The sequence below is a fragment of the Bradyrhizobium sp. F1.13.3 genome, from assembly GCF_040548265.1.
Classification (GTDB): domain Bacteria; phylum Pseudomonadota; class Alphaproteobacteria; order Rhizobiales; family Xanthobacteraceae; genus Bradyrhizobium.
Window position 1 is genome coordinate 176,493 of sequence record NZ_JBEPRI010000002.1, and the last position, 23,672, is coordinate 200,164.

Below are 23,672 nucleotides of genomic sequence, written 5' to 3' on the forward strand. Positions count from 1 at the left end.
TCCCGGAACGACGTCGTTTCAGATCATCCGCGAGCGGATGCGGTCGACCAATACGGCCAGGATGATGATCACGCCCACCAGCGTCTGCTGCCAGTAGGAGCTGACCTGAGCGAGCACGAGACCGTTGCGGATCACCTCGAGCAGCACGCAGCCGACGATGGCGCCGAGCGGACCGCCGATGCCGCCGGCGAGATTGGCACCGCCGATGACGGCCGCAGCGATCACGTTGAGCTCGTAGGACGTCGCCATGTTGGCCGGCGCCGACCCAAGCCAGCCCGAGATGATGATGCCCTGGAGGCCTGCGGCGAGCGCGCAGATCACATAGACCTCGATCTTCACCCGCACGACCGGGATGCCGGTGAGTTCGGCCGCCTTCTCGTTGCCGCCGAGCGCGAACACGTGACGGCCGAACGAGCTGTGGTGCAGCACCACGGCCATCGCCAGCGCGAGGACGATCAGATAAATGAATGGCACGGGCACGCCGAGCACGTCGCCCGAGGTAAGCGCGTAGAAATAACCGGCATCCGGCCCGCCCGGAAAGCTGCCGCGTCCGTTGGAGACGACATAGCCCATCCCGCGCACGATCGAGAGCATGCCGAGCGTGGTGACGAACGGCGACAGGCCGAGCACCGCGATACAGAAGCCGTTGACGAGGCCGGCGAGCAGCGCGACGCCGAGGCCGGCGAGCAGCGAGACCAGCAGGATCAGGCCGGGGACATTGGCGAGCACGGTCTTGCCGTCGGCCGCCATGTGCACGAACAGGGAGCCCGCGGGCGAGCCGGGCGCCGACAGCTCGGTCATCACCATCGAGGTGACCATGGCGGAGAAGCACATCATCGAGCCGACCGACAGATCGATGCCGCCGGTGATGATCACGAAGGTGACGCCGAGGGTGGCAATGGCGATGAAGGAGAAATTCTTCGCCACATTCTGCATGTTGCCTTCTGTGAAGAAGTACGGGCTGGCGAAATGCATGACCACCAGCAGCACCGCCAGCGCGAGCAGGACATAGCCGGTCTGGGACGCAAAGATGCCGCGCTGCCACCATCTGATCTTGCCGACATTCGAGAAGGTGATCGGGGATTCCATGGGCATGGCCATCACGCCGCCTCCTTCGCGCCGGTGATCAGGGCGGTGACTTCCTCGGGGGAGGTCTGGTGGATGGGCTTGTCGGCCCGCTTTTCGCCGCGGCGCATGACGATGACGCGATCGCACACCGCGAACACGTCGGGCATGCGGTGCGAGATCAGCATCACGGCAACGCCCTGCTCCTTCAGCCGGTGGATCAGGCCGAGCACCTGCTCGACCTGGCGGACCGAGATCGCGGCCGTGGGTTCGTCCATCATGACCAGCTTGGCGTTGGAGAGTCGCGTCCGCGCGATCGCAACCGCCTGGCGCTGGCCGCCCGACATCTGCTTGACGAGATCGTCGGGGCGCGTCTCCGAGCGCAGCTCGCCGAACAGCTCCAGTGCACGCGCGGCCATCGCCTTGTGGTCGAGCAACGCGAACGGCCCGATTCTGCGCTTCAGCTCGCGGCCTAGAAAGACGTTGGCTGCTGCGGTGAGATTGTCGGCGAGCGCAAGGTCCTGATAGACCACCTCGATGCCGACGCCGCGGGCATCGACGGGCCGGTTGAAATGAACCGCGCTGCCGGCGAAGCGGATTTCGCCGTGGCTGGGGCGGAAATTGCCGGCGATGATCTTGACCAGCGTCGACTTGCCCGCACCGTTGTCGCCCATCAGGCCGACGACCTCGCCGGGGAGGACTTGCATGTCGACATCATGCAGCGCGCGGATCGCGCCGAACTCCTTGCCGATGCCGGTCAGCTCGAGGACCGGTGTCGCTTGTGCATTTGTCATCAGCGGCCTTCCTCAGACGTAGCGGTTGACGAGGGATTCCAGATATTCTTGCCGGCCCGAGCGCGGCTGCGGGTCAAAGCCTGGGCCATGCGCGCGGTCGGCAAGTTCGGCGAGCGAGCGCTGGCCGCCGAGAATGGCGCTGCCCTCGGGCCCCGCCCATCCCTCGTAGCGTTTCGCAAGCGGCACAGTGAGCGCGCCGGAATCGAGCATGTCTGCGGCGGCAAGCAACGCGCGCGCGCAGGCATCCATCGAGCCGACATGGGCGTGGATCAGATCGTCGGGATCGATCGACTGGCGGCGGATTTTGGCGTCGAAATTCAGCCCTCCGGAGGTGAAGCCGCCGCGGCTCAGGAGCTCGTGGAACACCAGGGCAAGCTCGGGCACGTTCATCGCGAACTGGTCGGTGTCCCAGCCAAGCAGATCATCGCCGCGGTTGATGTCGAGCGAGCCGAACACGCCCAACGCCTCCGCGAGCGCAACCTCGTGATGGAAGGAGTGGCCGGCGAGGATGGCATGGTTCTGCTCGATGTTGAGCTTGACGTCCTTCAGCAGGTCGTAGCGCGCGAGGAAGCCGTAGCAGGTGGCGACGTCGAAATCATATTGGTGCTTGGTCGGCTCCTTCGGCTTCGGCTCGATCAGGATCGGCCCCTTGAAGCCGATCTTGTGCTTGTGCTCGACGACGAGCGAGACGAAGCGGCCGAGCTGGTCGAGCTCGCGCTCGATATCGGTGTTGAGCAGCGTCTCGTAGCCCTCGCGCCCGCCCCACAGCACGTAGTTCTGACCGCCGAGACGGTGCGTCACTTCCAGCGCGGCGCGGACCTGGCCGGCGGCATAGGTGAATATCTCGGGGTCCGGATTGGTGGCCGCGCCCGCCATGTAGCGGCGATGCGTGAACAGATTGGCGGTGCCCCAGAGCAGGCGCACTTTGCTGGAGGCCATCTTCGCTTCGAACAGATCGGCGATGGCATTGAGGTTGGCGACGGATTCGCCAAGCGAGTTGCCTTCCGGCGCCGCATCGACGTCGTGGAAGGTGAAGAAGGGCACGTCGAGCAGGCGAAACAGCTCGAAGGCGACGTCGGCCTTGGCGCGCGCCTGCGCCATCGCATCGGCGCCGTGGTGCCAGGGCCTTAGGAACGTCTCGCCGCCAAAGGGATCGCCGCCGGGCCAGCACAACGAATGCCAATAGCAGACCGCAAAGCGCAGATGGTCCTCCATCCTGCGGCCATGAACGAGGCGGTCCTTGTCGTACCAGCGGAAGGCGGGCGCGTTGCCCGCATCCTTGCCGGCGAAGGCGACAGGTACGCTTGTATCGAAGAATTTCGCTGACGCATTCACTTAGGCACACTCCTTCAACGCAGGATAAAGCTCGCGCCAGCGGCGATAGGCCTCGTCATAGGCCGCGCTGACCGATGCGCGAGGCGTAAAGCTCGCGAGCCGCCGGGGACGGGTGCAAACCGCAGCCGCGTCTTCGCCGGTGGCGGCGAGCCGGCCGAGCCTGGCGGCGCCGAGTGCCGCCCCGACCTCGCCCTCCTCGACGCGGTGGACGGGAATGCCGAGCACATCGGCGCAGATCTGCGCCCACAGCGGCGAGCGCGAGCCGCCGCCGACGAGATCGACCTCGGCAAGCGGTCCGCTGGCCGCGCTCAGCGCCGCCAGATTGTCGCGCGCGGCGAATGCGACGCCTTCGAGCACGGCCTGAACGATCTGGGAGCGCCCGGTCGCACCGCGCAGGCCAACGAAGGCACCGCTGGCAGCGGCATCGTTGTGCGGCGTGCGCTCGCCGTCGAGATAAGGCAGGAACTTGACCGGGCTCGGTCCATCGACGCGCTCGCCGAGCGGCGCCAGCAGCGCTGCGGCCGGAACCTCCATCACGCCCGCGAGCCAGGCCAGCGACGCCGCAGCCGACAGCATCACGCCCATCTGGTGCCAGCGGCCGGGCAGTGCGTGACAGAACGTATGGACCGCCGAGGCCGGCGCTGGTGCGAACCGATCGGTGACGCGAAACACCACGCCGGATGTGCCAAGCGACAGGAAGGCATCGCCCGGCGCGATGGCGCCGAGCCCGATCGCGCTCGCGGCGTTATCGCCGGCGCCGCCGGCGACTACGACATTCTTTGCCATGCCCCAGCGTTGCGCGTAGTCCGGCGCGAGCGTCGCGCTGACCTCGCTGCCCTCGACAAGGCGTGGCATGTGATGGAGATCGAGCCCGGTGGCATGCAGCAGCAGGGCCGACCAGCGGCGCAGACCGACGTCGAGCCACAGCGTGCCGGCCGCGTCCGACATGTCCTCGATCATCTCGCCGGTCAGGCGATAGCGGACATAGGCCTTCGGCAGCAGCACCTTTGCGACGCGCGCGAAGATCTTTGGTTCGTGCCTGGCGACCCAGAGCAGCTTCGGCGCGGTGAAGCCGGGCATTGCCAGATTGCCGGCGATCGTGTGCAGCGATGGGCAGCGCCGCTCCAGCGCGACGCATTCGGCGTGCGAGCGGCCGTCGTTCCAGAGGATCGCGGGACGCAGCGTACGTCCATCCTCGTCCAGCAGCGTCGCGCCATGCATCTGGCCGGATAGTCCGATGCCCCGCACCCGCGCGACCTCGCGCGGATGGCGGGCGGCAAGATCGTCGACCGCGCCGACCGCCGCATCGACCCAGCCATCGGGATCCTGCTCGGACCACAGCGGCGCGGGATGCGACAGCGCAAGCTCGCGCGCCGCCGTCGCGACAACCGCGCCGGCTTCGCTCACGAGCACCGCTTTCACACCTGATGTGCCGATGTCGATACCGAGATACACGCCATCCTCCCTTTCGCCTGTTGCGGTGTGCGAACTCAAGTCGCCTTATCCGCACCGGGTCGTTTTGAATTCCACCTGCCGCTAAGGCAGATTGTCCCGCATCACGATGTCGATCCTGATCTTCTCCTGTTCGCGCAAGATCGGCTCGCCACGGGCGAGCGCGAGCAGCACGCGCACGGCGGCCCGCGCTTCGTGTCCGGGGTTCTGCGAGATCGCGGCATGCATCACGCCCTGCAGCAGCAGCCGGCGCGTCAGCGCGGTGACGTCGTGTCCGACGAACACCACCTGCCTGTCGCGGCCGTCATCGCTCAACGCCTTTTCATTCAACGCGTTGGCGACGCCTTGCGTGCCGGCACCGACATTATAAAGACCCACAATGTCGGCATGCCTGCCCAGCAGCCGCGCCAACAATTGTTCCGAACGCGCGTCCTCGTCCCGTCCTTCGAGCACCGGCAGCACGCTGAGGCCGGGGAATTCCGACGCCATCACCTGGTTGAAGCCAAAAATGCGCTCGGCATGGTCGCGCAGGCCCTGCGAGCCCGCGACGATCGCGACCTTGCCGGACTTTTGTCCGACCAGCCGCCCGACCAGCGCGCCTGCGGTGCGCCCCGCGGCAATGTTGTCGATGCCGACATAATGGTGCCGTCGCGACGACGGTACGTCCGAGACCAGCGTCACGACACTGGTGCCGGCATCGACGAGATCGTCGATCGCGGCGCGGACGCCGGGATGGTCCAGCGCCACCACGGCGACGCCGTCGTAATCGTCAGAGAGCCCTTCCAGGGAAGCCGCGAGCACGGACGGATCGAACACGTCGGTTGCGACGGTCTCGACGCCGAGGCGGCGGGACGACAGCCAGCCCGACATCTCGCCGAGATAATCCTGGATCTGCTGCATGAACGGGTTCGGCCCCGACGGCATCACGAAGGCGAAACGGCGGGCGCGGCCGCGGGCGAGCTCGGCGGCGGCCACATGCGGCTGGAACGAATTGCGCTCGATCGCCTCTTTGACGCGCCGGACCGTATCCGGCCGCACGCCCGGACGATTGTGCAGGACGCGGTCCACCGTCGCGAGGCTGACGCCGGCCTGGCGGGCGATGTCCTTCAGCGTCAGCGCGGTCGTGGTGAGCGTATCGGCCATGACTGAAGGCTAGCAGAGGTGTTTTGAGGTACGCAACTCATTTCGAGGGACGGCACGCATTTTCCCGCAGCCGAACCTAGGAACAGCCTCTTCCGTCCGCCGTTGCTGCCGCGTGCATAATGATATCACCCATGATCCCGGCGAGGGATTGAGCCCGACGCTCGAGCGCAACATCCAGGCCCTGGTCGAGCGCCGCCGCCGGGAGCAGCGCGCGTCCAGAGGTCAGGAAAAGGTTGCCGATGCGATCACGGCGTTCACCGGCAGCATGGCGTTCGTCTACCTCCATGTCGCGGTGTTCGGCTTCTGGATCATCGCCAATCTGCATTGGCTGGCGGGAATCCCGGCTTGGGACGAGAGCTTCGTGGTGCTGGCGATGATTGCTTCGGTCGAGGCGATCTTCCTGTCGACTTTCGTGCTGATCTCGCAGAACCGCATGAGCGCAGCAGCGGACAAGCGCGCCGATCTCGATCTCCAGATCAGCCTTCTCGCCGAGCACGAATTGACCAAGGTCGCCCGCCTCCTCACGCAAATCGCCGAGCGGCTCGACGTCCAGCCCGATTCGAAGCGCGATCTGGAGGAGGCAAGCCGGGACATCGCACCCGAGCGCGTGCTCGACAGGATCGAGGAGACGCGCTCCTGAGCTAACGGCTCGCCGACAGATCCAGGGTCAGGAACAGGCTGTTGGGATCCTCGACATAGCCCTGGAACGGGCCGCACAGGACAAAGCCATGCGCCTGGTAGAGCGCGAGCGCCGGCTTGAAATAGTCCCACGAGCCCGTCTCGAGGCTGAGCCGCACCATGCCGCGCGCGCGGGCTGCCGTGATGATGTGGCGGAGCATCTCGCCGCCAAAGCCGCGCCGCCGCGTGGTCTGGAGCGTATGCATCGACTTCACCTCGCCATGCTCAGCTGACAGCGACTTCAGCGCACCGACAGCCACCAGCGTCTCGCCGTCCCAGCCGGTCCAGAACGCGATGTCGGGCGCGCGCAGCCCGGAGAGATCGAGTGCATGGGCGCTGCCCGGCGCGGTCTGTGCTCGCGCCGCCGCAACGTGATGGTCGAGCAGCGCGATGACGCGGGGATCAAAGGTGTCGCCGGTGCGGATCTGCATCGTCAGGGCTCACATCTTGCCGTAGGACGCGCCGCGGCGCGTGATGATGACGTAGCGCGCGTCCTGTCTGGTCTCGTTCTCGAAGATCACCGCGCGCATCACGTCGAAGTCGAGGCAGTCGCCCTCGCGCAGGCGAACTGCCTTGGCGTCGATATGCACGGCGATCGCGCCCTCCAGCATCAGCAGTTGCTGCGTGAAGGCGTTGCGCCCCCAGGGGCTGTACGGCACCCGCGCACCGGCCGGCAAATCGACGACGATGATCTCGATGCCGCTCGCCGCGTCCGTCGGCGAGGCGTGCCGACGGCGATAGCCGCTGTCGGGATCGCGCCAGTGCGGCTGGTCGGCGAGCCGCACCAGCCGCTCCGGCGGCTTTTCGGCCAACGCGACGACGTCGCTGAGCGACACGTCGAGCGCGGCGCAAAGTTTTCCGAGCAGCGCAGCCGTCGCACTGCTCTGCGCCCGCTCCACTCGCCCGATCATGGCCCGGCTGACGCCGGACCGCGTGGCAAGCTCATTCAGCGTCATGCCGGCCTGCGTCCGCAGCGTCTTCAAGCGACGACCGATCGCGCGATCGAGCTTCTGCTGGTCCATTTTCTTTGCAGATCCTGGGCTCTGATCCGAACATTGCCCGACACGAGGACCGCACCCCATCAGGGCCGCGAGAAGCTTAAGCTGGGCGATGCGTGTGTGCCGGAAGCGAAGGGCTAATATATTAGAAATCTTGCGGAGCCTATAGGGCCGACTAGGATAGATCCAACGACGATGACCGGGAGGCGGCGACATGGGCGAACCGACGCAGCGGACGATCAAGGCCAACGGCATCAGCCTCAACGTCGCCGAGCAGGGCAAGGGGCCGATGGTGCTGCTCTGCCACGGCTTTCCGGAAGGTTGGTACTCCTGGCGTCACCAACTCGAGGCGCTGGCGGCGGCCGGTTTCCACGCTGTCGCCCCTGACATGCGCGGCTACGGCAAGAGCGACCGGCCCGAAGCGATCGACCAGTACACGATCCTCCACATGGTCGGCGACCTCGTCGGCGTGCTCGACGCTTTCGGGGCGAAGGACGCCGTCATCGTCGGGCACGACTGGGGCGCGACGATCGCCTGGCACACGGCGCGCCTGCGGCCCGATCGCTTCCACGCCGCCGCCATTCTCAGCGTGCCCTATCGACCGCGCGGTCCGGTGCCGCCGACGAGTGTGATGCCGCAGACGGCGGATGCGCAGTTCTATCAACTGTATTTCCAGGAGCCGGGTGTCGCCGAAGCAGAATTCGAAAGGGATCCGCGCGCAACGCTCGGCGCGATGCTCTATGGCGGTTCCGGCGAGGGCGCGGCGGTGATCCGCGCCAATGCCGGGCGTCAAGGGCGGAGCGCCGGTGTCGGCATGGTCTCTCGCAAGGACGGCTTGCTACCGAAAATGCAGGTGCCGCTGCCGCCGTGGCTGAGCAGCGCGGATCTCGACTATTACGGTGCCGAATTTGCCCGTAGCGGGTTTCGCGGACCGCTCAACTACTATCGCAACATCGATCGCAACTGGGAGCTGATGGGCGCCTTCGAGGGCGTGAAGGTGGTCGTGCCCTCGCTCTTCATCGCCGGCGACCACGACATGGTCATGGCCTTCCCTGGCGCCGCCGAGCACGTTGCCAACATGAAGCAATGGGTGCCGCAACTGCGCGAGATCAAGATGCTGCCTGGGTGCGGACACTGGACGCAGCAGGAACGGCCGGCGGAGGTGAACGCGGCGATCGTGGAATTTCTGCGGAGCCTGCCGAACTAAAGGATGGAGCGGGCGAAGGGAATCGAACCCTCGTATGCAGCTTGGGAAGCGAAGAACGGACAGTGAAAAGTTTTAACCAAGGCAAAGCTAAATCTTTGAAATCTAGTAATTTTTCGGTATTATAGCGATATTCCGAGGGCCGAACATTTCGGGTGTTTCGGAAGCTGCATTTGTACGATTGTTGTATGGGCGTGGGATGTCGAAAAGTCCGGTTTACGAGCGAGAAGTGAAGTCGTTGAACGAGAACGACGTCCAAAGCGCCATCTCCTACAGCGCGAGCGGCGCAATCGCGGGTAAGGTAGCCGAATGGCGCGATAAGAAAACGACCGGACTGACGTTGCGCATCACACCGGGCAAGGCCGTCTGGTACGTGCGCCGTCGTGAAATAACTTTGAGGCTGGGATCGGCCTCCGAAATCAATCTCGACCAGGCCCGGTATTTCGCCGGGCAGACGAACCTCGCCGCCAAGCGCAAGCGTGATCTGCGCGAATTCGTCGACCAGCTGGTGCGACTGACGCTCACCTCGAAATACAAGGATGAACTGGGACATCAGGAAGCGGCGGATCAATTCGCCGACGAAACGTCGCTGCTCGCCTACCGGAAGCGAACCGGCGACACTGGCGTCACCTGGACTTGGAAGGCGCTGACCGCGAAGTTTCTCGAGTACAAGCTGCCGAAGCTGAAGACCAGGTACCGCGAGAAGTACGCCCGCTTCCTGCAACTCGATGAATATGCGTCGGTCAACGAAAAGTTGGTTGGCGAGATCAAGCTGCGGGACCTCGAGCGTCTCCGAGACGATATTTTTTCCACTCATAAGAAGTCGACCGTCAACAGAGCCGTCACGCAGTCGAAGAGCATGCTGACGTGGGCATGGAAATTCCACGCAACGGATTCCGGACTGGACGACGTCGAAGTGGGGTGCTGGCACCGGTGGTCGTTCGAATACGCCTCGGGCAAACGCACCCACGCTCCAACCATCGAGGAAATCGCGCGCACCCTGGTGATCGCCGAGAAGTTTCGGAAGCTTGCCGAGGGAGAACATGAGACCTATCCGGGTACGTTGGGCGCGCTGTGGGCGGTCGCTTTGACGGCGCAAAGAACCGGCGGCCTTCTGCAGTTGCGCGCCGACCGCCTCTTCGATCCCGACAGAAAGGACCGCAAGCTGCGAGGATGGAAAATCGCGAACTGGACCGAAGAGGAGATGAAAGGCGGACGCGACGGAGGGCGTCCCTTCTCGCTTCCTATCCCCCCGGAGGCATTGGGGATCCTAGCGGCCTATCACAAGGAATCGGGAGGCGAATCGGAATGGATGTTCAGCGGCCGCGATGCGGACGCGCACATCAGCCAGTCCGCGCTGAACCTTCTGCTGCACCGACTTCAGGGACGCGTTTACGACCATACGGTGAAGCAGAAGCCCCAGCGCAATGGCAAGCCTGGTCCCAAACCGAAGCCCAAGAAGCTGCGGCCCAACCTGTTCGCGCTCTATGGCATCGAGCCTTGGACGCCGCACGAGTGCAGGACGACCATGACGACATTCCTCGACGACAGGCGCCTCGGCGGAGCGGCCACCGCGATACTCGGACACAAGATGGTCCACGACAGCGTCGATGAACGCGAAAGAATGGCGACTGTGACCGATCAGCACTACAACCGCTCTCAAAGGATCGGGTTGAAGGCGGAAGGCATGACGCTCTGGGTAAAAGCGCTTCTCGTGGCGTATAAGAAGGAAAAGCAGAAGTTTCGCGACTTGCGACAAGCCAAGCTCGCAGCCTGATTCCAAACGGATCACGCGCAGCTGGCGTGGAGAGTGGGAATCTCTCCCCCGATGCCGCGAATGCGCGAAAAACGCCGAAAAACAAGGATTCCGAGAAAGCCCGGCCGAGTTTTGTGACCACCGGTGTGTACCACCTGTTCGGCCGATTCGGCCGTCGATCTCGGCGAACTTCGAGGCGGCTGACGTGTGAGCGGGCCAATCAGGACGGCGACCAGACGATCCTGAGGAACATAATCGAGCGGGCGGGGGTCCACGGGACTTCGCTTCCGAGCCGGACACGCAGCCCGGTAGTCGTCGACTATCTCAATACCTGTCCTACGACGGGCTGGAGCCGCAGCGCGTCTGGCCGGCATGTTCGGATGGCGATCGCGGCAGTTTGAGCGTTGGCAGTAGTCTGCTCGCCACAGCGGCTACTGCACCGGCCTGACGGCTTGTCTCTTCGGCGGTCGCCGGCCTGGTTGCGGACGGCCATGCGCCCCCTTTTCGACCCGCCGGTATTCCCGCGGACCAAGGGTTCGACCGTCTTTTGCGGACAACTGAAGTCTGGCGAGCGGTAGCCCTTTGACGCGATCGACCATCGTGTCCTTCAGCTCGCCCGGCTTGAAGCAGGCACCCTCACCCCATTGCCAAAAGGCGATGAGGATAATACCCAGTCCTTCTCCCTTTGGCGTGAGGACGTATCGATGGGTCCTTCTTGACTCCTCATCCGGTTCAATCCGAAAGATCCCCTCTTCCACCAACTTCTTGAGTCGTGTCGAAAGGATATTTTTCGCCAACCCGAGACTCTTCTGAAATTCACCAAACCGCTGCTTGCCCGCGATCGCATCACGCACGATCAGCAGCGACCACCAGTCGCCGGTCGCCTGTAGGGCACGAGCGATGGCGCAGTCGGCATCTCGGAGGTTTGTCTTTTTGCCCTTCATCGATGTCTCCGGTAGTCAACCCGACACGAGGTTTCAAAAACCAGGCCGTTGGCATGCCTTAGCCTTGAGTAGAGTTCGATCAGAGGCCCACCGCTGACGAACGACCCGTTTATGCTACCACTCTTTGGGGGGCTGCCTTGATGGCCTCGTTGGCGAGCGCCTGATACCGGGGATAGTCAGTGTATCCCGCCGCGCTTCCTCCATAGAAGGTCGACCTATTCCAGGCGCTCAAGGGGGCGCCGATGCGGATGCGCTCCACCAGGTCGGGATTCGAGACGAACGATCGACCGAACGCAACCGCATCCGCTTTGCCAGCGTCAATGATGCGTTGAGCCGTTTGCGGGTTATAGCCTCCTGCCGCAATCAAGACGCCCTGCCAAAGCGGGCGGAACAACTCGATTACGGACGGGGCTTCGGCCTGTCCCCCCTCCGCATCGTCGGTGCCAGTCACACGCGGTTCGATGACGTGGAGATATGCGGGCTTGAACTGTGCAAGCGCGCTTACCGCAGCCTGATAAAGCTGCACCGGTTCATCGTCGCCGACATCCTTGAAGCTACCGAAGGGCGACAGTCGCACTCCAACGCGGTCGGCGCCGGCGACCGCTGTGACGGCGACCATGACTTCGCTCAAGAACCGAATGCGGTTAGCGATCGAGCCGCCATATCGATCCGTTCGGTGATTGCTGCGCGAGGTGAGGAATTGCTCGACCAGATAGCCGTTTGCGGCGTGCACCTCGACGCCGTCGAACCCTGCCGCAAGGGCGTTGCGCGTAGCCTCGCCGAACGTCTGCACAATTCCGGCAATCTCGTCGGTCTCCAATGCACGTGGCGTCTCGAGCGGCGCCCTGGTCCAGGAAGCGGTCAGGTGGTCGCCAGAGGCAGCGATCGCCGATGGTGCAATGAGCGGCTGTATGGTCGAGTTGGAGACGCGACCGACATGATAGAGCTGCAAGAAGATCGAACCGCCGGCCGCGTGAACGGCCGAGGTGACCTTGCTCCAACCCTCGATCTGCTCTTTCGAATGGATCCCAGGCGTTCCAGGGTATCCTTGTGCGGAAGCGGATATCTGCGTGGACTCGGCGACGATCAGGCCCCCATCGGTTGCACGCTGACCGTAATATTCGGCGTTGAGAGCGGTCGGCACGTTTCCTGGTTGGCCCGCGCGCATGCGGGTCAGAGCAGGCATGACGACGCGGTGCGTTAGGGCGATGGATCCCAACTTCAGCGGGCGGAAAAGTGATGATGTGACCATGGCTCTCGCCTCCAAAAAACGGCTGCGCCGCTACAGGTTTAATTTTGCAACCGACAACATAGGCAACCGGTTTAATTTTGCAACCACAAAAACCAGAAAATCGAAATAGCATAGCCGGCCTCAGGTGCGGGCCGAGGCTGAGCGCGGAGTTGCGGGCGGCTTATGCCGCTGCAGGTTCAACGGCTTGCAAAGCGGTGGAGCGCTCAAGGGACGGCGGGTTGAGAGGGCGGAGAGCGGCGATAGAGCTATGCGGGGACCGAAGGTTTCTGCCGCTGTACGAACCTTGGTTCACAATTCAGCTGCAAGGCGTGCAACCTGGTCGCGCAGCCAAGCGTGAGCAGGATCATGATCGTAGGATGCGTGCCATAGCAGGGAAACAGTAACCTCGGGCAACTCAATCGGGAGCGGGCTGAGGCTCAGCCCGAGCTCGGCGGCGAACCGGCGCGCCAATCTTGATTGCATGGTGACGATAACCGGCGCACGTGCCACCAACGATGGGACCGTTAGGAAGCGCGGCGTCGTGAGAGCGACGGAGCGCTGCAATCCGATCTTGTCGAGCGCCTCGTCGACGATGCCGCGCGGGTTGCGCGCTGGCCTCAGGCTTGTCAGCACGTGGGGAAGCCGCACATAATCGTCGAGCGAGATCGGCGGCGTGATGCCGGTCTTCTCGGCGTTGAAAATGCAGACATAGCTCTCGCTGAACAGCTTGCGGCGCTTGTGATGCAGTTGCCCTTGCTGGAAGGCGTCGTAACCGATTGCGATATCCATCTCATCGGCATCGAGGTCGTCGAGCAGGCGGGATGCGTCGAAATTGTAGAGCCGCAGGTGAATGCCCGGCGCGACCTCGCGCATGCGGGCGAGCAGCGCCGGCATAAACAGGATCTCCATACTGTCGGGCAACCCGAACCTGAATGTCCGCACCGCCGTTGCCGGGTCGAAGCTCTGCTCGCGCGACACCAGCGCCTCGACCTGCGCCAGCATGGCTTGCACGGGTTCGAGCAGCGTGACAGCACGAGGAGTGAGGCGCATGCCCTCGGGCCCTCGCGTCAGCAGCTCGTCGGAGAACAGCTCGCGCAAGCGCGCAAGGTTGTGGCTCATCGCCGACTGGCCGATTCCGACCCTTGTGGCCGCCCGCGTGACGCTTCGTTCGGTGAGCAGCGCGCCGAGATGTACGAGCAAATTCAGGTCGATGCGACCTAGATTGACAGTATCGATACTCATTATCGACCCCATCTGTTTGATCGATGATCTAGGCACGACCATGTCCAGCGGCAAGGGAGCATACGGGCGTTCCGCCCGCCGCCCAAACCAACGGAGGGTCGCATGTCGATCCGCAGCACACTTCTCGCAGCCACTGTCGTCCTCGCATCGTTCGGAGCCGCTCACGCCGAGGGCCTGAAGCCGATCGCGGGCCAGAGCATCCGTCTCGCCGACATCTCCGGGGTCGCCTATTACACCGTCGAGCCGACCGGATACCGCGTCGTCACCACGCTTGCGCAAGGCGAGGCAGGAGCTCCGATCCGCGTCGTGTCGCTGCTGACGCCGGGTCAGCGTGTCGTTCTCTCCACGCCCACGCGTGCGAACGTGCTGGAGATAAGCCGGGCTGGCGACAGCCTCGTCATTCGCGACACGAATGCGGTCGCGAACTGAGCCCGGGAGCCTGACATGTCCACGATCCATCTTCATCGTACCACGCATTTGACCGCCGAGCAGTACATCGCCGGGCTGACCGATTTCGGGCCCGGCCGCTCCAGGCTGTTCGGCAATAGCGCCGACGAGTATCTCAAGCTGCATGATCTCGGCAGGACCAAGGCCGACGTGACCGAGGGCTCGCGCGGCATCTGGGAGCGCCTGCACTATGACTGGTCCAATCCCAACCGCGTTGTCCTGACGACGACCGATTCCAATGTGTGGGGCGGTGCGTCCGGACACACCTATACATTCCGGCGGCGGCGCGACGGCATGACCGACATCGACGTCGTCGTCGTGCGCGAGGGCAGGAATCTCAAGGGCCGGATCCTCGGTCTTGTGCTCGGGACCATGGGCAGACGCGTACTGGAAAGAGCGTTCGAGAACTCCGTCCGGGCGATCGAGAGTCGAAACGCGGTTTCCAGCCATTTCGAGAAAATCGCCGTTTAGTCGAAAAGCCCGAACCGAATGACACCGGGTGCAATGCCTTCATTGTCGAGAGGCCGCCGGCGCACCACTGTTAGCTTACGTCTCACAGCCGAAACTGATCATCATGCGTCAACGTCCGTCATTCATTGCTCGACATGCCGCGCTGGTCTTTTCAATAAGAACGTTTGCGGCAGCCATGCTGGCATTCTCGATTGCACTGTATCTGGGGATGCCGCGTCCCTATTGGGCGATGGCGTCGGTCTACATCACCTCCAACCAGCTCAGCGGAGCGACGTGGTCGAAAGCGGCCTACCGAATGCTGGGAACACTGATCGGCGCGGCCGCAACGATCGCGCTGGTCCCCAACCTGGTGAATGCGCCCGAGCTACTCAGCCTCGCCATCGCACTATGGGTTGGCTTGTGCCTCTATCTCTCGCTGATCGACGGAACGCCTCGCAGCTACATGTTCATGCTGTCCGGCTACACCGTGGCGCTGCTCGGCCTGCCGGTGCTCTCGATGCCCGAGCTGACCTTCGACATCGTGTCTGCGCGCGTGCAGGAAATCATGCTTGGAATCATCTGCGCGAGCCTCGTGTCGATGCTGGTGCTGCCGCGCAGTGTCGCCTCTGCGATTGGGGTGCAGGCGAACGCCTTGCTGGGCGAGGCGTGCCGGCTCGGCGTCGATGTCCTGACCGGTGGCGGCAGCGACGAGAAGCGCGACGACGACCGCGTGCGGCTCGCCGTCGGCACAGCCGAAATCGACCAGCTTTCCCGGCATCTCGACTTTGAGACCAACACGTCCGCGAATATCGCGCGCGGTCTCCAGCGCCTGCGGCAGCACATGCTGGCGCTGGTTCCGCTGCTTGCGTCGCTCGAGGATCACAAGCTCACGCTCGAAACTCATCACGCTGTGACGCGAAGCGTTGCCGAGATCAGCGCGAAAGCTGCGGATTGGCTTCGCACCGCCGGCGAGAATGCTCAGGAAGCCGCTGCATTGCGGGCCATGTTCGACGAGATCGAGCCTCGGCTTGGTGCCGATGCCGGCTGGATCGATATCATGGTTTCCGGCTTCTTGATCCGGGTTCGGCAGCTAGTTGACGTCGTGCAAGATTGCGGTGCGCTGCGCCGGGCGATCGCCGATGGCCGCGATCCGGGAGCGCTTCGGCTTGCCTTTACGCCTGACGCCGTCGGTGCGGCGGTGCTTCACCGCGACCATGGGCACGCGTTGTGGACGGCCGCGGCAACGTCCCTGTCGGTTCTCGCCTGCTGCGCGGTCTGGATCGCCACCGGCTGGACCGACGGCGCATCCGCGCCCCTGTTCGCCGCAGTGATCGGCTCGCTCTTCGCCGGCGTCGACGAGCCTCTCCCAGCGTTCCGGAAGCTATATCGGCTGTTCCTGATCGTCATTGCGGTCAACGGGATCTACACTTTTGGCCTGCTGCCAAGGATCACGACATTCGAGCTGGTGATTGCTGCATTGATGCCGACCTTTGTGCTGTTCGGCTGGCTTGCGGCTCGGCCTGCAACGGCACGTGTGGGCTCGCTGCTGGCCACATTCACTGCAGTGCAACTGGCGCTGGATTCATCCTACGCGGCCGACTTTTCCTCCTTTGCGAACTCCAGCGTCGCGCTGATGGTCGGCGTCGGGCTGACCGGGGTTGTCTCGGGCATCGTTCGCTTGTTCGGCGCCGAGTGGATTGCAGGACGGCTGCTCCGCAGCAACTGGTCGACCCTGGCGACAGTCGCGGAGGGCAGGGGACCGCGGGGACGCGCCGCCATTGCCGGCCTGATGCAGCATCGCCTGGCGCTTCTCGCCTCGCGTATCGCCGTGGTTCCCGCCGCTGCCCGAAGCGACGCCGCCAACCTTCGCCAATTGCGCACTGCCCTGAATGTCACCCGTCTGCGGGAGACGAGTCTTGGCCTGTCGCGTCCCGTGACCGCTGCGATCGACGGACTGCTTGCGTCCCTCGCTGCATCGTGCCGCGCCCTCGTTCCGGGCGCTCCGCCGGATCACCTGCTCGGGCGACTCGACGCCACGATTGCATCGACGCTGCGGGAGCCCGCGAGCGAAGGCCGCAACGAGGCGCTTGATAGCCTCGCCGGCATGCGCGCCGGCCTGTTCCCGCAAGCGGCGCCGTACCGGCCGCATGAACCGGAGCCGAGGAGTGTTGCCGCATGAGGTACCAACTTGATTTGTTCGGTGTGATCGTTCCGAGCCTGCTGCTGTGGTGCGTCGTTGGTTATCTGCTCGCGCGCACCGTCAGCAAGGTGCTGACACGGGCCGGCTTCTATCGCCACGTCTGGCACGCCGCCCTGTTCGATTTCTCGCTCTACGTCTCGCTCGTCGCCACTCTTGTTCTGACCTTCAAGGATCTCGTGTCATGAAAGCCGCCCTCAATTCGCTCCGTCGCTTCTCGCTCACCATACTCATGGTCCTGATCGCGGTTTGGGCCGGCTACAAGCTGTGGGATTATTATTTGCAGCAGCCGTGGACGCGCGATGGTCACGTCCGCGCCGACGTCGTTCCTGTCGCGCCCGACGTGTCGGGCTTCGTCACCGAGGTGCTCGTCAGGGACAACCAGCAGGTCAGGCGCGGCGACGTGCTGTTCCGGATCGACCGCGCACGATACGACATTGCGCAGAAGCAGGCCGAAGCGGTGGTACTCGGCAAGCGCGCTGCGCTCGACGAGGCCAATGCCGATTTGAAGCGCTATAGCGCGCTGACACCCGACGTGACTGTTTCCAAGCAGCGGATCGACCAGGTCGTCGCGGTCCAGGGCTCGGCGCAGGCCGCCTATGACGAGGCGGTTGCCGATCTCAGCCTCGCCCGGCTTAATCTCGAGCGCAGCGAGGTGCGCGCCTCCGTCAGCGGCGTCGTGACCAACATGGAGCTGCGTCCCGGCACCTACCTCACGTCCGGCAAGGGCGTGATGGCGCTGCTCGATTCCGACACGCTTCGCGTCGAAGGCTACTTCGAGGAGACCAAATTGCCGCGCATCCACCTTGGCGCCCCCGTCAGCGTGCGATTGCTGGGCAGCGACCATGTGCTGCGTGGACGGGTCGAGGGCGTCGCGGCGGGCATCGAGGACCGCGACCGCAGCTCCGGCGCAACCTTGTTGGCCAACGTCAATCCGACGTTCAACTGGGTCCGGCTGGCGCAGCGCGTTCCGGTCCGGATCGCGCTCGAGCCCACCGAGCGGAGCGAGCTTGTGGCAGGAGCCACCGCAACGGTCGAAGTGCTCGGGTCGATCACCACCGGCGGTGCTGTTGGCGGGGAACAGACCAGCGGCGCCCCGTAGCTTGCCTGCCGGGCGGTGCGTATCGCGGTGGGAGCCTCTTCCTTCTGCGGATGATGCTCATGGCATGCCACTCTTCACCAAATTGCACTGAGGACAATGTCCATATTGTACTGAGATAGATATCGGATCATACTCCTAGCAATCAAGGGATTGTACCGGGTTCACCCCGGAACCACGGAGCCACGAAAATGCACCTCAGTTATTTCGACCTGTTTCTCGCATTCATCGGATTGTCGTTTGGCGTGCCTTCAGCGCTGCCTCGCGTGTTTTTCCGGAGTGAGGCCACGTCGCGCCGACGGGCTTCGTAGCGACCCCGAGGGTCGGGGTTGAGCCCCGTCGTGTCGGAGATGCCGATATGGATTTGACTGTCACCACCATCTTCATCGCCTTCGCCGGCGTGTTCCTGATCTGCTTCATGAAGGGCGCGTTCGGCGGCGGCTTTTCGATCGTCGGCATTCCGCTGCTGTCCTTCGTGATGGACCCGGTCACGGCCGGCGGCCTGCTTGCGCCCCTGTTCATCGCGATGGATTTGTTCGCGCTGCGCTACTGGAAGCCATCGACCTGGTCGAAGCCCGACCTCGTGCTGCTGCTGCCCGGGCTCGTGATCGGCATCGGCCTTGGCTATCTGCTGTTCCGCGTCCTCGACCATCGCGCAGTCGCGATCGTGATGGCGGTCGTCACTCTGATCTTCGTCGGCCTTTGGTTCGTGAGCGATCCAAAGGTGACCATTCGCCCGCGCTCGACGCAGAAGGCGATAGCGGCCGGTCTCGCTTCAGGCGTCACGACGATGGTCGCGCATTCCGGCGGGCCGCCGCTGGCGATGTATCTGCTGCCGCTCGGCCTCAGCAAGGAAGTGTACGCGGGAACGACGAGCCTGTTCTTCACAGTCGGCAATGCCACCAAGGCGGTGCCATGGCTGCTACTGACGCGGCCGAGCGGCAACGAATGGATCGTGATGGCGATCTGCCTCTTCGCCATTCCCGCCGGCGTCTGGCTCGGCTGGCGGCTGCACGGGCGGCTGGACCAGCAGCAGATATTTCGCGCTTGCTACGGCTTGCTGGTGGTGACGGCGCTCAAGCTGCTTTGGGACGGCGTGTCCGGCTATCTCGCCTGAGTGGCCGCTACGTGATCGGCGTCCGCCGCCATCGCGCACCTCACCGGCCGCGGGTTTGGGCTGTCGATCTCAGCACGCACGAAGGCGGTCGACGTCTCGCGGTCTGGCCGAATTTCGCAACTGCTCTCAGGAGAGGTACTTCAAGCGGCATTGCCGTGCCGAGGTCATTCGCGCCAGTGTTGCTGGATCGTCTTGAGTTCGGGTGCGGATTGCCGCCAATCCTACCCGCAACCGTAGCCGTTGCTTGGCTCATCGCGGCACTAACCTTCACTCTCCAGTGCGCGAAGGCGCTCTTCGAGCTCGGCCGCGAGTTCACCCAGGTTCTGAGCCGTCACGCTGTCGGTGAACTCGTTGGTGAGCCTTCGGCATCTCGCCAGTTGCTCCTTGAGCCGTTGTATTTCCTTCTCGCGATCCATTCTCCAGGAGACGATTTGACGCTCGAAGTGGTTTCATCACCGAGCGGAGCCCACCGTATCGGCGACCCTTGCTCCCCTGGCTCCAAGCGGCTTGGCGTTCCCGGTCGTGGTGTCGCGAGCGGTCTGATGCTCCATCTCGGCATCGATTTCCGCGCCCAGGAGAACGACGATGGCCGAGATCCACAACCAAGTCATGAAGCCGATGATGGCCCCCAGCGAGCCGTAGGTCTCGTTGAACTTGCCGAAGTTTGCCGCGTACCAGGAGAAGGCGCCGGAAACCGCGATCCAGAGCAGAGCGGCGATCGCACTGCCCCAAGTGACCCACCGCCAGCGCGCCTTCTCCCGGCTGGGCCCGTAGCGATAGATCACTGCGAGCGCGAGGGTAAGGATGAGATACATCGCCGGCCACCGCCCGATCCGGAGCAGAAGATCGCCTGCGCCGGTCAGACCGAGATGGTCCAGGATGACGGGCACGGCCACGATGGATCCAAGAGCAACGATGACGAAGGCGATGCCACCCAGCGTAAAACCTAGTGAGATGGCGTTGAGCTTGAAGAAACCACGTTTCTCTTCCTCGCCGTGGACGATGTTCAAAGTGTCGAACAAAGACTTCATGGCCGCGTTGGCGCTCCAAAGCGAAGTAGCAAGGCCGATGGCGAAGGTGACGCCGAGCGTCTGCGAGCCCTTGGACGAGACTCTGGTGAGTTGCTCGCGTGCGATATCGATCGCTCCGCCCGGCAGAAATCCGCCCAGCTGATCGAGGTGCCGCGTTATGGTCGTGGGGTCGGAGAAAAGGCCGTACACCGCGACCAAGGCTGCAAGGGCAGGAAAAATGGCGAGGATGCTGAAGTAGGTCATGCCCGCCGCCAGGGCCAGAATGCGGTGCTTGGAGATGTTCGCGTAGACCCGCAGAAGGATGTCCTTCCAACCCCGCGCCGGGATTTCGGAAGGGGTTGTCGCCTGACGTCCCCTAGGCTCTTCTTCGGCCTCTGCATCAGGACTTGAGAAGGGGACCATGGAGGGACTTTCGGATCGCGCCTCACGAGACTGCAGCAAGTGGTCCGATATGAGCGCGATGCCCACCAAGGCCACTGTCGATGCGAGTGCCCGGCCTAGCGGCTGCGGCTTCGAAAGTTCGTTTGGTTCCGATCGGCCGAACATGTCTCTCCTCCCGAAGCTCGAAGAGACCGGTAACCGGCTTGCAAACCGGAACGTTCCTCGCGCGAAAGCCGGGTCAAGCAATGTCCTACAGCCTAGGATGGTCGCCGCGAGCGTCGCGCCTACCGTGTTTGCCGCGACGAAGCCAGCCGCCTCGGGAGATAGTCGCTACGACGCAGGATCCTCCGCTGCGGCAGCCCGTTGATCAACCAAGCGGCGGCGCGAGCGCCGCGAACGGCGGCGCGAGGCGCCCGAACGAGCGAGGGCGAACGCCTCCTGAAGTGTCCTACAGCGCCGGTAAGGCACGAAAAGTAGAGGACGGGAGCCGAACCCGCGCGCTATCGCCAGCCGCGACCGCTCCGCCGACCCTAACCACGCCCAGCACCCCGCATTTGAATGGAGGGCCCGTTTCCGCCGACGAGAGCACCTGCCGTTTCAAGCCGGCCTGGAAGCGGTCGATGAGGACACAGGGCGTCCTGAGGCCGGTCAGCTCCACGATCGCAGCGGGTCCAAGCTCGATGAGAGTCCCGAGCGGCATCCGCTCGAGGTCAAGACCGGCAGTGGTGATGTTCTCGCCCAGGTGCCCCGCTGCGACCTCGAAGCCAGCCTCCGAGAGGGAGGCGAAGAGCTCGGACGGGATCAGGTGAACCTGCCGGAGACTGGCTAGGCGGGGCTGGCGGCGGGCGAGATAGCGGTGCCGGACAAACGGGCCGGCGTGGGCGTCGCCTTCGACGCCATGGCCTTCCACCAGCACGATCTCGTCCTGCGGCGGTTTGCTGAAGTGGTGACCGCGATCGGCGGCGACCGCAATCACGGTGCCCTCCGGCGAGAGCGCGTCCGCCTGGGGCATCAGGCCGCCCGGGCGACCGAGCGCCGCTTCTGGCGGAGGTAGCGCGTGATCTCCGGAAGGGCCATCGCGTTCAGGACGCGGTCGGCAGGGACGCCTCCCTTCCGGGCCATCTCGACGCCCCAGTGCATGTGGTCGAGCTCGGGGACCGAGTGCGCGTCCGGATTGATGCTCATCATGCAGCCGAACTCGAGGGCAGCCTGATGCCAGCGCCAATCCAGGTCGAGTCGCCAAGGGTGGGCGTTGATCTCGACGACGACGTCATGCTTGGCGCATGCCCGTAGCACCTTCTCGATGTCGATTTCGTAGCCCGGCCGCCGCTGCAACTGGCGTCCGGTCATGTGGCCTATGATGGTGGTGTGGGGATCGGAGATCGCACGAAGCAGGCGCTGCGTCTGCGCCTTGCGGTCGAGTTTGAAGCGGCCGTGGATGCTCGCGACCACGAAGTCGAAGCGCTGCAGCACGTCCTCCGCATAGTCCAGCGAGCCGTCGGCCAGAATGTCGGACTCGATGCCTTTGAGGATCCGGAAATCCTTGCCGAACCGCTTGTTCAACCGGTCGGCGTCCCGGTGCTGCTGCGCGATCTCGTCCTCCGAGAGACCGCCCGCGTAGTGCGCGGACTTGGAATGGTCGGCGACCCCGAAATACTCGAACCCCCGCTGGCGCGTCGCCTTGGCCATCGTCTCCAAGGTCTCCGTGCCGTCGGAGGCATCGGTGTGGCAATGAAGGATTCCGCGCAGGTCCTTGTCGGTGACGAGCTTCGGCAGCTTGCCCTTCTGAGCCAGTTCGACCTCTCCGCGCCCCTCCCGCAGTTCAGGATCGATGAACGGCAGGCCGAGGGCGCGATAGATCTCGGCCTCGTCGCCGGCGATCAGGGTGCGACCTTTGTGCAAGCCGTCGGCTTCCAATCGCATCTCTTTCTGGACGGCTAACGTCCGGAGCTGCTCGATGTGAGCGGCCGAGCCGGTCGCGAAGAGAAGAGTGGCGCCGAAGTGCTTGCGGTCGGAGAGGCGGACCTGGAGTCCGGCCGCCGGGGATAGCTTCGAGGACTTGCCCGCCTTCGGGACCTCCGCAACGATGGCGAGATCGCCGACGAGTTCGCAGCCTCGGCGGAAGTCTCCTGCGATCGTAACCCGCTTGAGCTCCGGCTGGGCCTTCCGCAGCGAATCCTTGGCGTGCGCGAGCAGGGCGGCGGCACGGTGCAGGTGGAGGCGGCCTTCTCCGCTTTTCGCGATCGCCAGGTTCTGCAGAATCTTGGTCTGCAGCGCAGCGCCGAGGCCTTTTACCTTCTTGATGCGGTCGTCCTTGGCGGCGGCCTCCAACTCGGCGAGCGAAGTGATGCCGAGATCCTTGTAGAGCCGCAGCACCTTCTCGGGGCGAAGGCCGGGCACGGCGAGCATCTCGAGCACGCCCTCGGGAATCTCCTTCCGGAGCTTTTCAAGGCTCGGATGGGTGCCCGTCTTGTGCAGCTTGGTGATGATGCCAGCGATCGCCTCGCCGATGCCGGGAATTTCGGTCAGTCGGTCTTCGGCGATGAGCACGTCGAGAGGGACGGCAAGGGCCGCCAGGCTGTCAGCGGCGCGCGCATACGCTTTCGCCCTGTACGGGTTGCCCCCACGCAACGCCGTCCGCTGTGCGTATTCTCGCAGGAGACTGACGATCGTGCGAGCGTCGACGGAGGCCACTCAACGAGCCTCCCGTTGCGCGCCGGGCCTCACCGGCGCAAAGGCTCCCTTAGCGGGTGGGCCGTCATCGCGCCGGCGATCGAGAGATGCCTCAAGTTTCTGCGCTGCCCGGAAGTCCTCAAGGTGCTGCGTGTTCGGGCTATAAGCGGCCTCCTTCTTGAGGAGATTGTAAATTCGCCCCGCAACCAGCTGCAGATGCTTCATTCTGCCGCGCGGCATCGATCGGGCTTTGCAAAGAGCCCGGACGGCGTAGGCGCGGAAGTAATCAAAAGCGTCCGACATGATGTCAGTAAACGCAGGCAATCTCCGCTAGTTCAGTCGGCATCGGCCAGATTGACGGCTGCCGGGCCGTCATTGAGGAACTGGGCGTGGCCCACCGCGATCAAGGGCGCGGACCGAAGGCGTTTGCCGGAA

At 64.2% G+C, this 23,672-nt stretch carries 22 protein-coding genes; 9 read left to right on the top strand and 13 right to left on the bottom strand.

Annotated features, from left to right (window positions below; all coding sequences use genetic code 11):
* Nucleotides 1–18: 18 nt before the first annotated feature.
* The 5 genes from ABIB66_RS05655 to ABIB66_RS05675 form a co-directional block, all read right to left on the bottom strand.
* Entirely contained in the window at nucleotides 19–1,101 is a 1,083-nt protein-coding gene (locus ABIB66_RS05655) for an ABC transporter permease (protein ID WP_354206170.1), read from the bottom strand.
* On the bottom strand, nucleotides 1,101–1,859 hold the full coding sequence (locus ABIB66_RS05660; RefSeq protein WP_007597833.1) for an ATP-binding cassette domain-containing protein: 759 nt from the start codon (nucleotides 1,857–1,859) through the stop codon (nucleotides 1,101–1,103). Before ABIB66_RS05660 ends, ABIB66_RS05655 begins: the two co-directional genes overlap by 1 nt.
* Before the next feature lie 12 nt (nucleotides 1,860–1,871).
* Nucleotides 1,872–3,194, bottom strand: coding sequence for a xylose isomerase (gene xylA, locus ABIB66_RS05665; RefSeq protein ID WP_354206168.1), 1,323 nt, complete (start codon nucleotides 3,192–3,194; stop codon nucleotides 1,872–1,874).
* Nucleotides 3,195–4,649 (bottom strand): xylulokinase, encoded by a 1,455-nt coding sequence (xylB, locus tag ABIB66_RS05670; protein WP_354206166.1) that lies wholly within the window; start codon nucleotides 4,647–4,649, stop codon nucleotides 3,195–3,197. It lies immediately after the preceding gene.
* 81 nt (nucleotides 4,650–4,730) lie between these two features.
* Complete coding sequence (locus tag ABIB66_RS05675) at nucleotides 4,731–5,789, bottom strand: LacI family DNA-binding transcriptional regulator (protein WP_354206164.1); 1,059 nt, start codon at nucleotides 5,787–5,789, stop codon at nucleotides 4,731–4,733.
* 112 nt (nucleotides 5,790–5,901) lie between these two features.
* Between ABIB66_RS05675 and ABIB66_RS05680 the strand changes: the two genes are divergently transcribed.
* Nucleotides 5,902–6,429, top strand: a complete 528-nt coding sequence (locus ABIB66_RS05680; RefSeq protein WP_354206162.1) for a DUF1003 domain-containing protein — start codon at nucleotides 5,902–5,904, stop codon at nucleotides 6,427–6,429.
* Nucleotide 6,430: 1 nt separating this feature from the next.
* On the opposite strand, the gene ABIB66_RS05685 is transcribed toward ABIB66_RS05680, so the two are convergent.
* Nucleotides 6,431–6,898 (bottom strand): GNAT family N-acetyltransferase, encoded by a 468-nt coding sequence (locus ABIB66_RS05685; protein ID WP_354206160.1) that lies wholly within the window; start codon nucleotides 6,896–6,898, stop codon nucleotides 6,431–6,433.
* Nucleotides 6,899–6,907: 9 nt separating this feature from the next.
* On the bottom strand, nucleotides 6,908–7,489 hold the full coding sequence (locus ABIB66_RS05690) for a helix-turn-helix domain-containing protein (RefSeq protein ID WP_275168432.1): 582 nt from the start codon (nucleotides 7,487–7,489) through the stop codon (nucleotides 6,908–6,910).
* 190 nt (nucleotides 7,490–7,679) lie between these two features.
* On the opposite strand from ABIB66_RS05690, the gene ABIB66_RS05695 reads away from it, so the two are divergent.
* Complete coding sequence (locus ABIB66_RS05695; RefSeq protein WP_354206157.1) at nucleotides 7,680–8,672, top strand: alpha/beta fold hydrolase; 993 nt, start codon at nucleotides 7,680–7,682, stop codon at nucleotides 8,670–8,672.
* Between the two features lie 226 nt (nucleotides 8,673–8,898).
* Nucleotides 8,899–10,446, top strand: coding sequence for a hypothetical protein (locus tag ABIB66_RS05700; RefSeq protein ID WP_354254382.1), 1,548 nt, complete (start codon nucleotides 8,899–8,901; stop codon nucleotides 10,444–10,446).
* 410 nt (nucleotides 10,447–10,856) lie between these two features.
* Here ABIB66_RS05700 and ABIB66_RS05705 read toward each other — a convergent pair whose 3' ends face one another.
* The 3 genes from ABIB66_RS05705 to ABIB66_RS05715 form a co-directional block, all read right to left on the bottom strand.
* Nucleotides 10,857–11,369: a winged helix-turn-helix transcriptional regulator gene (locus ABIB66_RS05705; RefSeq protein WP_354254384.1), complete on the bottom strand. Its 513-nt coding sequence runs from the start codon at nucleotides 11,367–11,369 to the stop codon at nucleotides 10,857–10,859.
* 109 nt (nucleotides 11,370–11,478) lie between these two features.
* The gene (locus ABIB66_RS05710) at nucleotides 11,479–12,621 is read right to left on the bottom strand and encodes an alkene reductase (protein ID WP_354254386.1); all 1,143 of its coding nucleotides are present in this window, start codon (nucleotides 12,619–12,621) and stop codon (nucleotides 11,479–11,481) included.
* Nucleotides 12,622–12,909: 288 nt separating this feature from the next.
* The gene (locus ABIB66_RS05715) at nucleotides 12,910–13,842 is read right to left on the bottom strand and encodes a LysR family transcriptional regulator (RefSeq protein WP_354254388.1); all 933 of its coding nucleotides are present in this window, start codon (nucleotides 13,840–13,842) and stop codon (nucleotides 12,910–12,912) included.
* A gap of 102 nt (nucleotides 13,843–13,944) precedes the next feature.
* Here ABIB66_RS05715 and ABIB66_RS05720 point away from each other — a divergent pair, with 102 nt between their 5' ends.
* The 6 genes from ABIB66_RS05720 (at nucleotide 13,945) to ABIB66_RS05745 (ending at nucleotide 19,152) form a co-directional block, all read left to right on the top strand.
* Nucleotides 13,945–14,271 (top strand): hypothetical protein, encoded by a 327-nt coding sequence (locus tag ABIB66_RS05720; protein WP_354254390.1) that lies wholly within the window; start codon nucleotides 13,945–13,947, stop codon nucleotides 14,269–14,271.
* 15 nt (nucleotides 14,272–14,286) lie between these two features.
* A complete protein-coding gene (locus ABIB66_RS05725; RefSeq protein WP_354254392.1) occupies nucleotides 14,287–14,760 on the top strand; it encodes a hypothetical protein in 474 nt (157 codons plus the stop codon).
* Nucleotides 14,761–14,863: 103 nt separating this feature from the next.
* Nucleotides 14,864–16,918 carry an FUSC family protein gene (locus ABIB66_RS05730; protein WP_354254394.1) on the top strand — a complete coding sequence of 685 codons (2,055 nt, stop codon included), beginning with the start codon at nucleotides 14,864–14,866 and terminating at the stop codon, nucleotides 16,916–16,918.
* Complete coding sequence (locus ABIB66_RS05735; protein ID WP_354254396.1) at nucleotides 16,915–17,124, top strand: DUF1656 domain-containing protein; 210 nt, start codon at nucleotides 16,915–16,917, stop codon at nucleotides 17,122–17,124. The genes ABIB66_RS05730 and ABIB66_RS05735 overlap by 4 nt, the downstream gene beginning before the upstream one ends.
* Complete coding sequence (locus tag ABIB66_RS05740; RefSeq protein ID WP_354254398.1) at nucleotides 17,121–18,038, top strand: efflux RND transporter periplasmic adaptor subunit; 918 nt, start codon at nucleotides 17,121–17,123, stop codon at nucleotides 18,036–18,038. Before ABIB66_RS05735 ends, ABIB66_RS05740 begins: the two co-directional genes overlap by 4 nt.
* A 355-nt stretch (nucleotides 18,039–18,393) precedes the next feature.
* Nucleotides 18,394–19,152, top strand: a complete 759-nt coding sequence (locus ABIB66_RS05745; RefSeq protein ID WP_354254400.1) for a sulfite exporter TauE/SafE family protein — start codon at nucleotides 18,394–18,396, stop codon at nucleotides 19,150–19,152.
* A gap of 452 nt (nucleotides 19,153–19,604) precedes the next feature.
* Here ABIB66_RS05745 and ABIB66_RS05750 read toward each other — a convergent pair whose 3' ends face one another.
* From ABIB66_RS05750 to ABIB66_RS05760, 3 genes are all read right to left on the bottom strand, one after another.
* Nucleotides 19,605–20,729 carry a YihY/virulence factor BrkB family protein gene (locus ABIB66_RS05750; RefSeq protein WP_354254402.1) on the bottom strand — a complete coding sequence of 375 codons (1,125 nt, stop codon included), beginning with the start codon at nucleotides 20,727–20,729 and terminating at the stop codon, nucleotides 19,605–19,607.
* Between the two features lie 283 nt (nucleotides 20,730–21,012).
* Complete coding sequence (locus tag ABIB66_RS05755) at nucleotides 21,013–21,576, bottom strand: MOSC domain-containing protein (RefSeq protein WP_354254405.1); 564 nt, start codon at nucleotides 21,574–21,576, stop codon at nucleotides 21,013–21,015.
* Nucleotides 21,576–23,258 (bottom strand): helix-hairpin-helix domain-containing protein, encoded by a 1,683-nt coding sequence (locus ABIB66_RS05760; RefSeq protein WP_354254407.1) that lies wholly within the window; start codon nucleotides 23,256–23,258, stop codon nucleotides 21,576–21,578. Before ABIB66_RS05760 ends, ABIB66_RS05755 begins: the two co-directional genes overlap by 1 nt.
* Nucleotides 23,259–23,672: the final 414 nt, after the last annotated feature.

Coding starts and splice junctions, on each gene's coding strand:
- ABIB66_RS05655 (WP_354206170.1), bottom strand. CDS start 1,101: ATGGCCATGCCCATGGAATCCCCGATCACCTTCTCGAATGTCGGCAAG.
- ABIB66_RS05660 (WP_007597833.1), bottom strand. CDS start 1,859: ATGACAAATGCACAAGCGACACCGGTCCTCGAGCTGACCGGCATCGGC.
- ABIB66_RS05675 (WP_354206164.1), bottom strand. CDS start 5,789: ATGGCCGATACGCTCACCACGACCGCGCTGACGCTGAAGGACATCGCC.
- ABIB66_RS05685 (WP_354206160.1), bottom strand. CDS start 6,898: ATGCAGATCCGCACCGGCGACACCTTTGATCCCCGCGTCATCGCGCTG.
- ABIB66_RS05690 (WP_275168432.1), bottom strand. CDS start 7,489: ATGGACCAGCAGAAGCTCGATCGCGCGATCGGTCGTCGCTTGAAGACG.
- ABIB66_RS05695 (WP_354206157.1), top strand. CDS start 7,680: ATGGGCGAACCGACGCAGCGGACGATCAAGGCCAACGGCATCAGCCTC.
- ABIB66_RS05705 (WP_354254384.1), bottom strand. CDS start 11,369: ATGAAGGGCAAAAAGACAAACCTCCGAGATGCCGACTGCGCCATCGCT.
- ABIB66_RS05710 (WP_354254386.1), bottom strand. CDS start 12,621: ATGGTCACATCATCACTTTTCCGCCCGCTGAAGTTGGGATCCATCGCC.
- ABIB66_RS05715 (WP_354254388.1), bottom strand. CDS start 13,842: ATGAGTATCGATACTGTCAATCTAGGTCGCATCGACCTGAATTTGCTC.
- ABIB66_RS05720 (WP_354254390.1), top strand. CDS start 13,945: ATGTCGATCCGCAGCACACTTCTCGCAGCCACTGTCGTCCTCGCATCG.
- ABIB66_RS05725 (WP_354254392.1), top strand. CDS start 14,287: ATGTCCACGATCCATCTTCATCGTACCACGCATTTGACCGCCGAGCAG.
- ABIB66_RS05730 (WP_354254394.1), top strand. CDS start 14,864: ATGCGTCAACGTCCGTCATTCATTGCTCGACATGCCGCGCTGGTCTTT.
- ABIB66_RS05735 (WP_354254396.1), top strand. CDS start 16,915: ATGAGGTACCAACTTGATTTGTTCGGTGTGATCGTTCCGAGCCTGCTG.
- ABIB66_RS05740 (WP_354254398.1), top strand. CDS start 17,121: ATGAAAGCCGCCCTCAATTCGCTCCGTCGCTTCTCGCTCACCATACTC.
- ABIB66_RS05745 (WP_354254400.1), top strand. CDS start 18,394: ATGGATTTGACTGTCACCACCATCTTCATCGCCTTCGCCGGCGTGTTC.
- ABIB66_RS05750 (WP_354254402.1), bottom strand. CDS start 20,729: ATGTTCGGCCGATCGGAACCAAACGAACTTTCGAAGCCGCAGCCGCTA.
- ABIB66_RS05755 (WP_354254405.1), bottom strand. CDS start 21,576: ATGCCCCAGGCGGACGCGCTCTCGCCGGAGGGCACCGTGATTGCGGTC.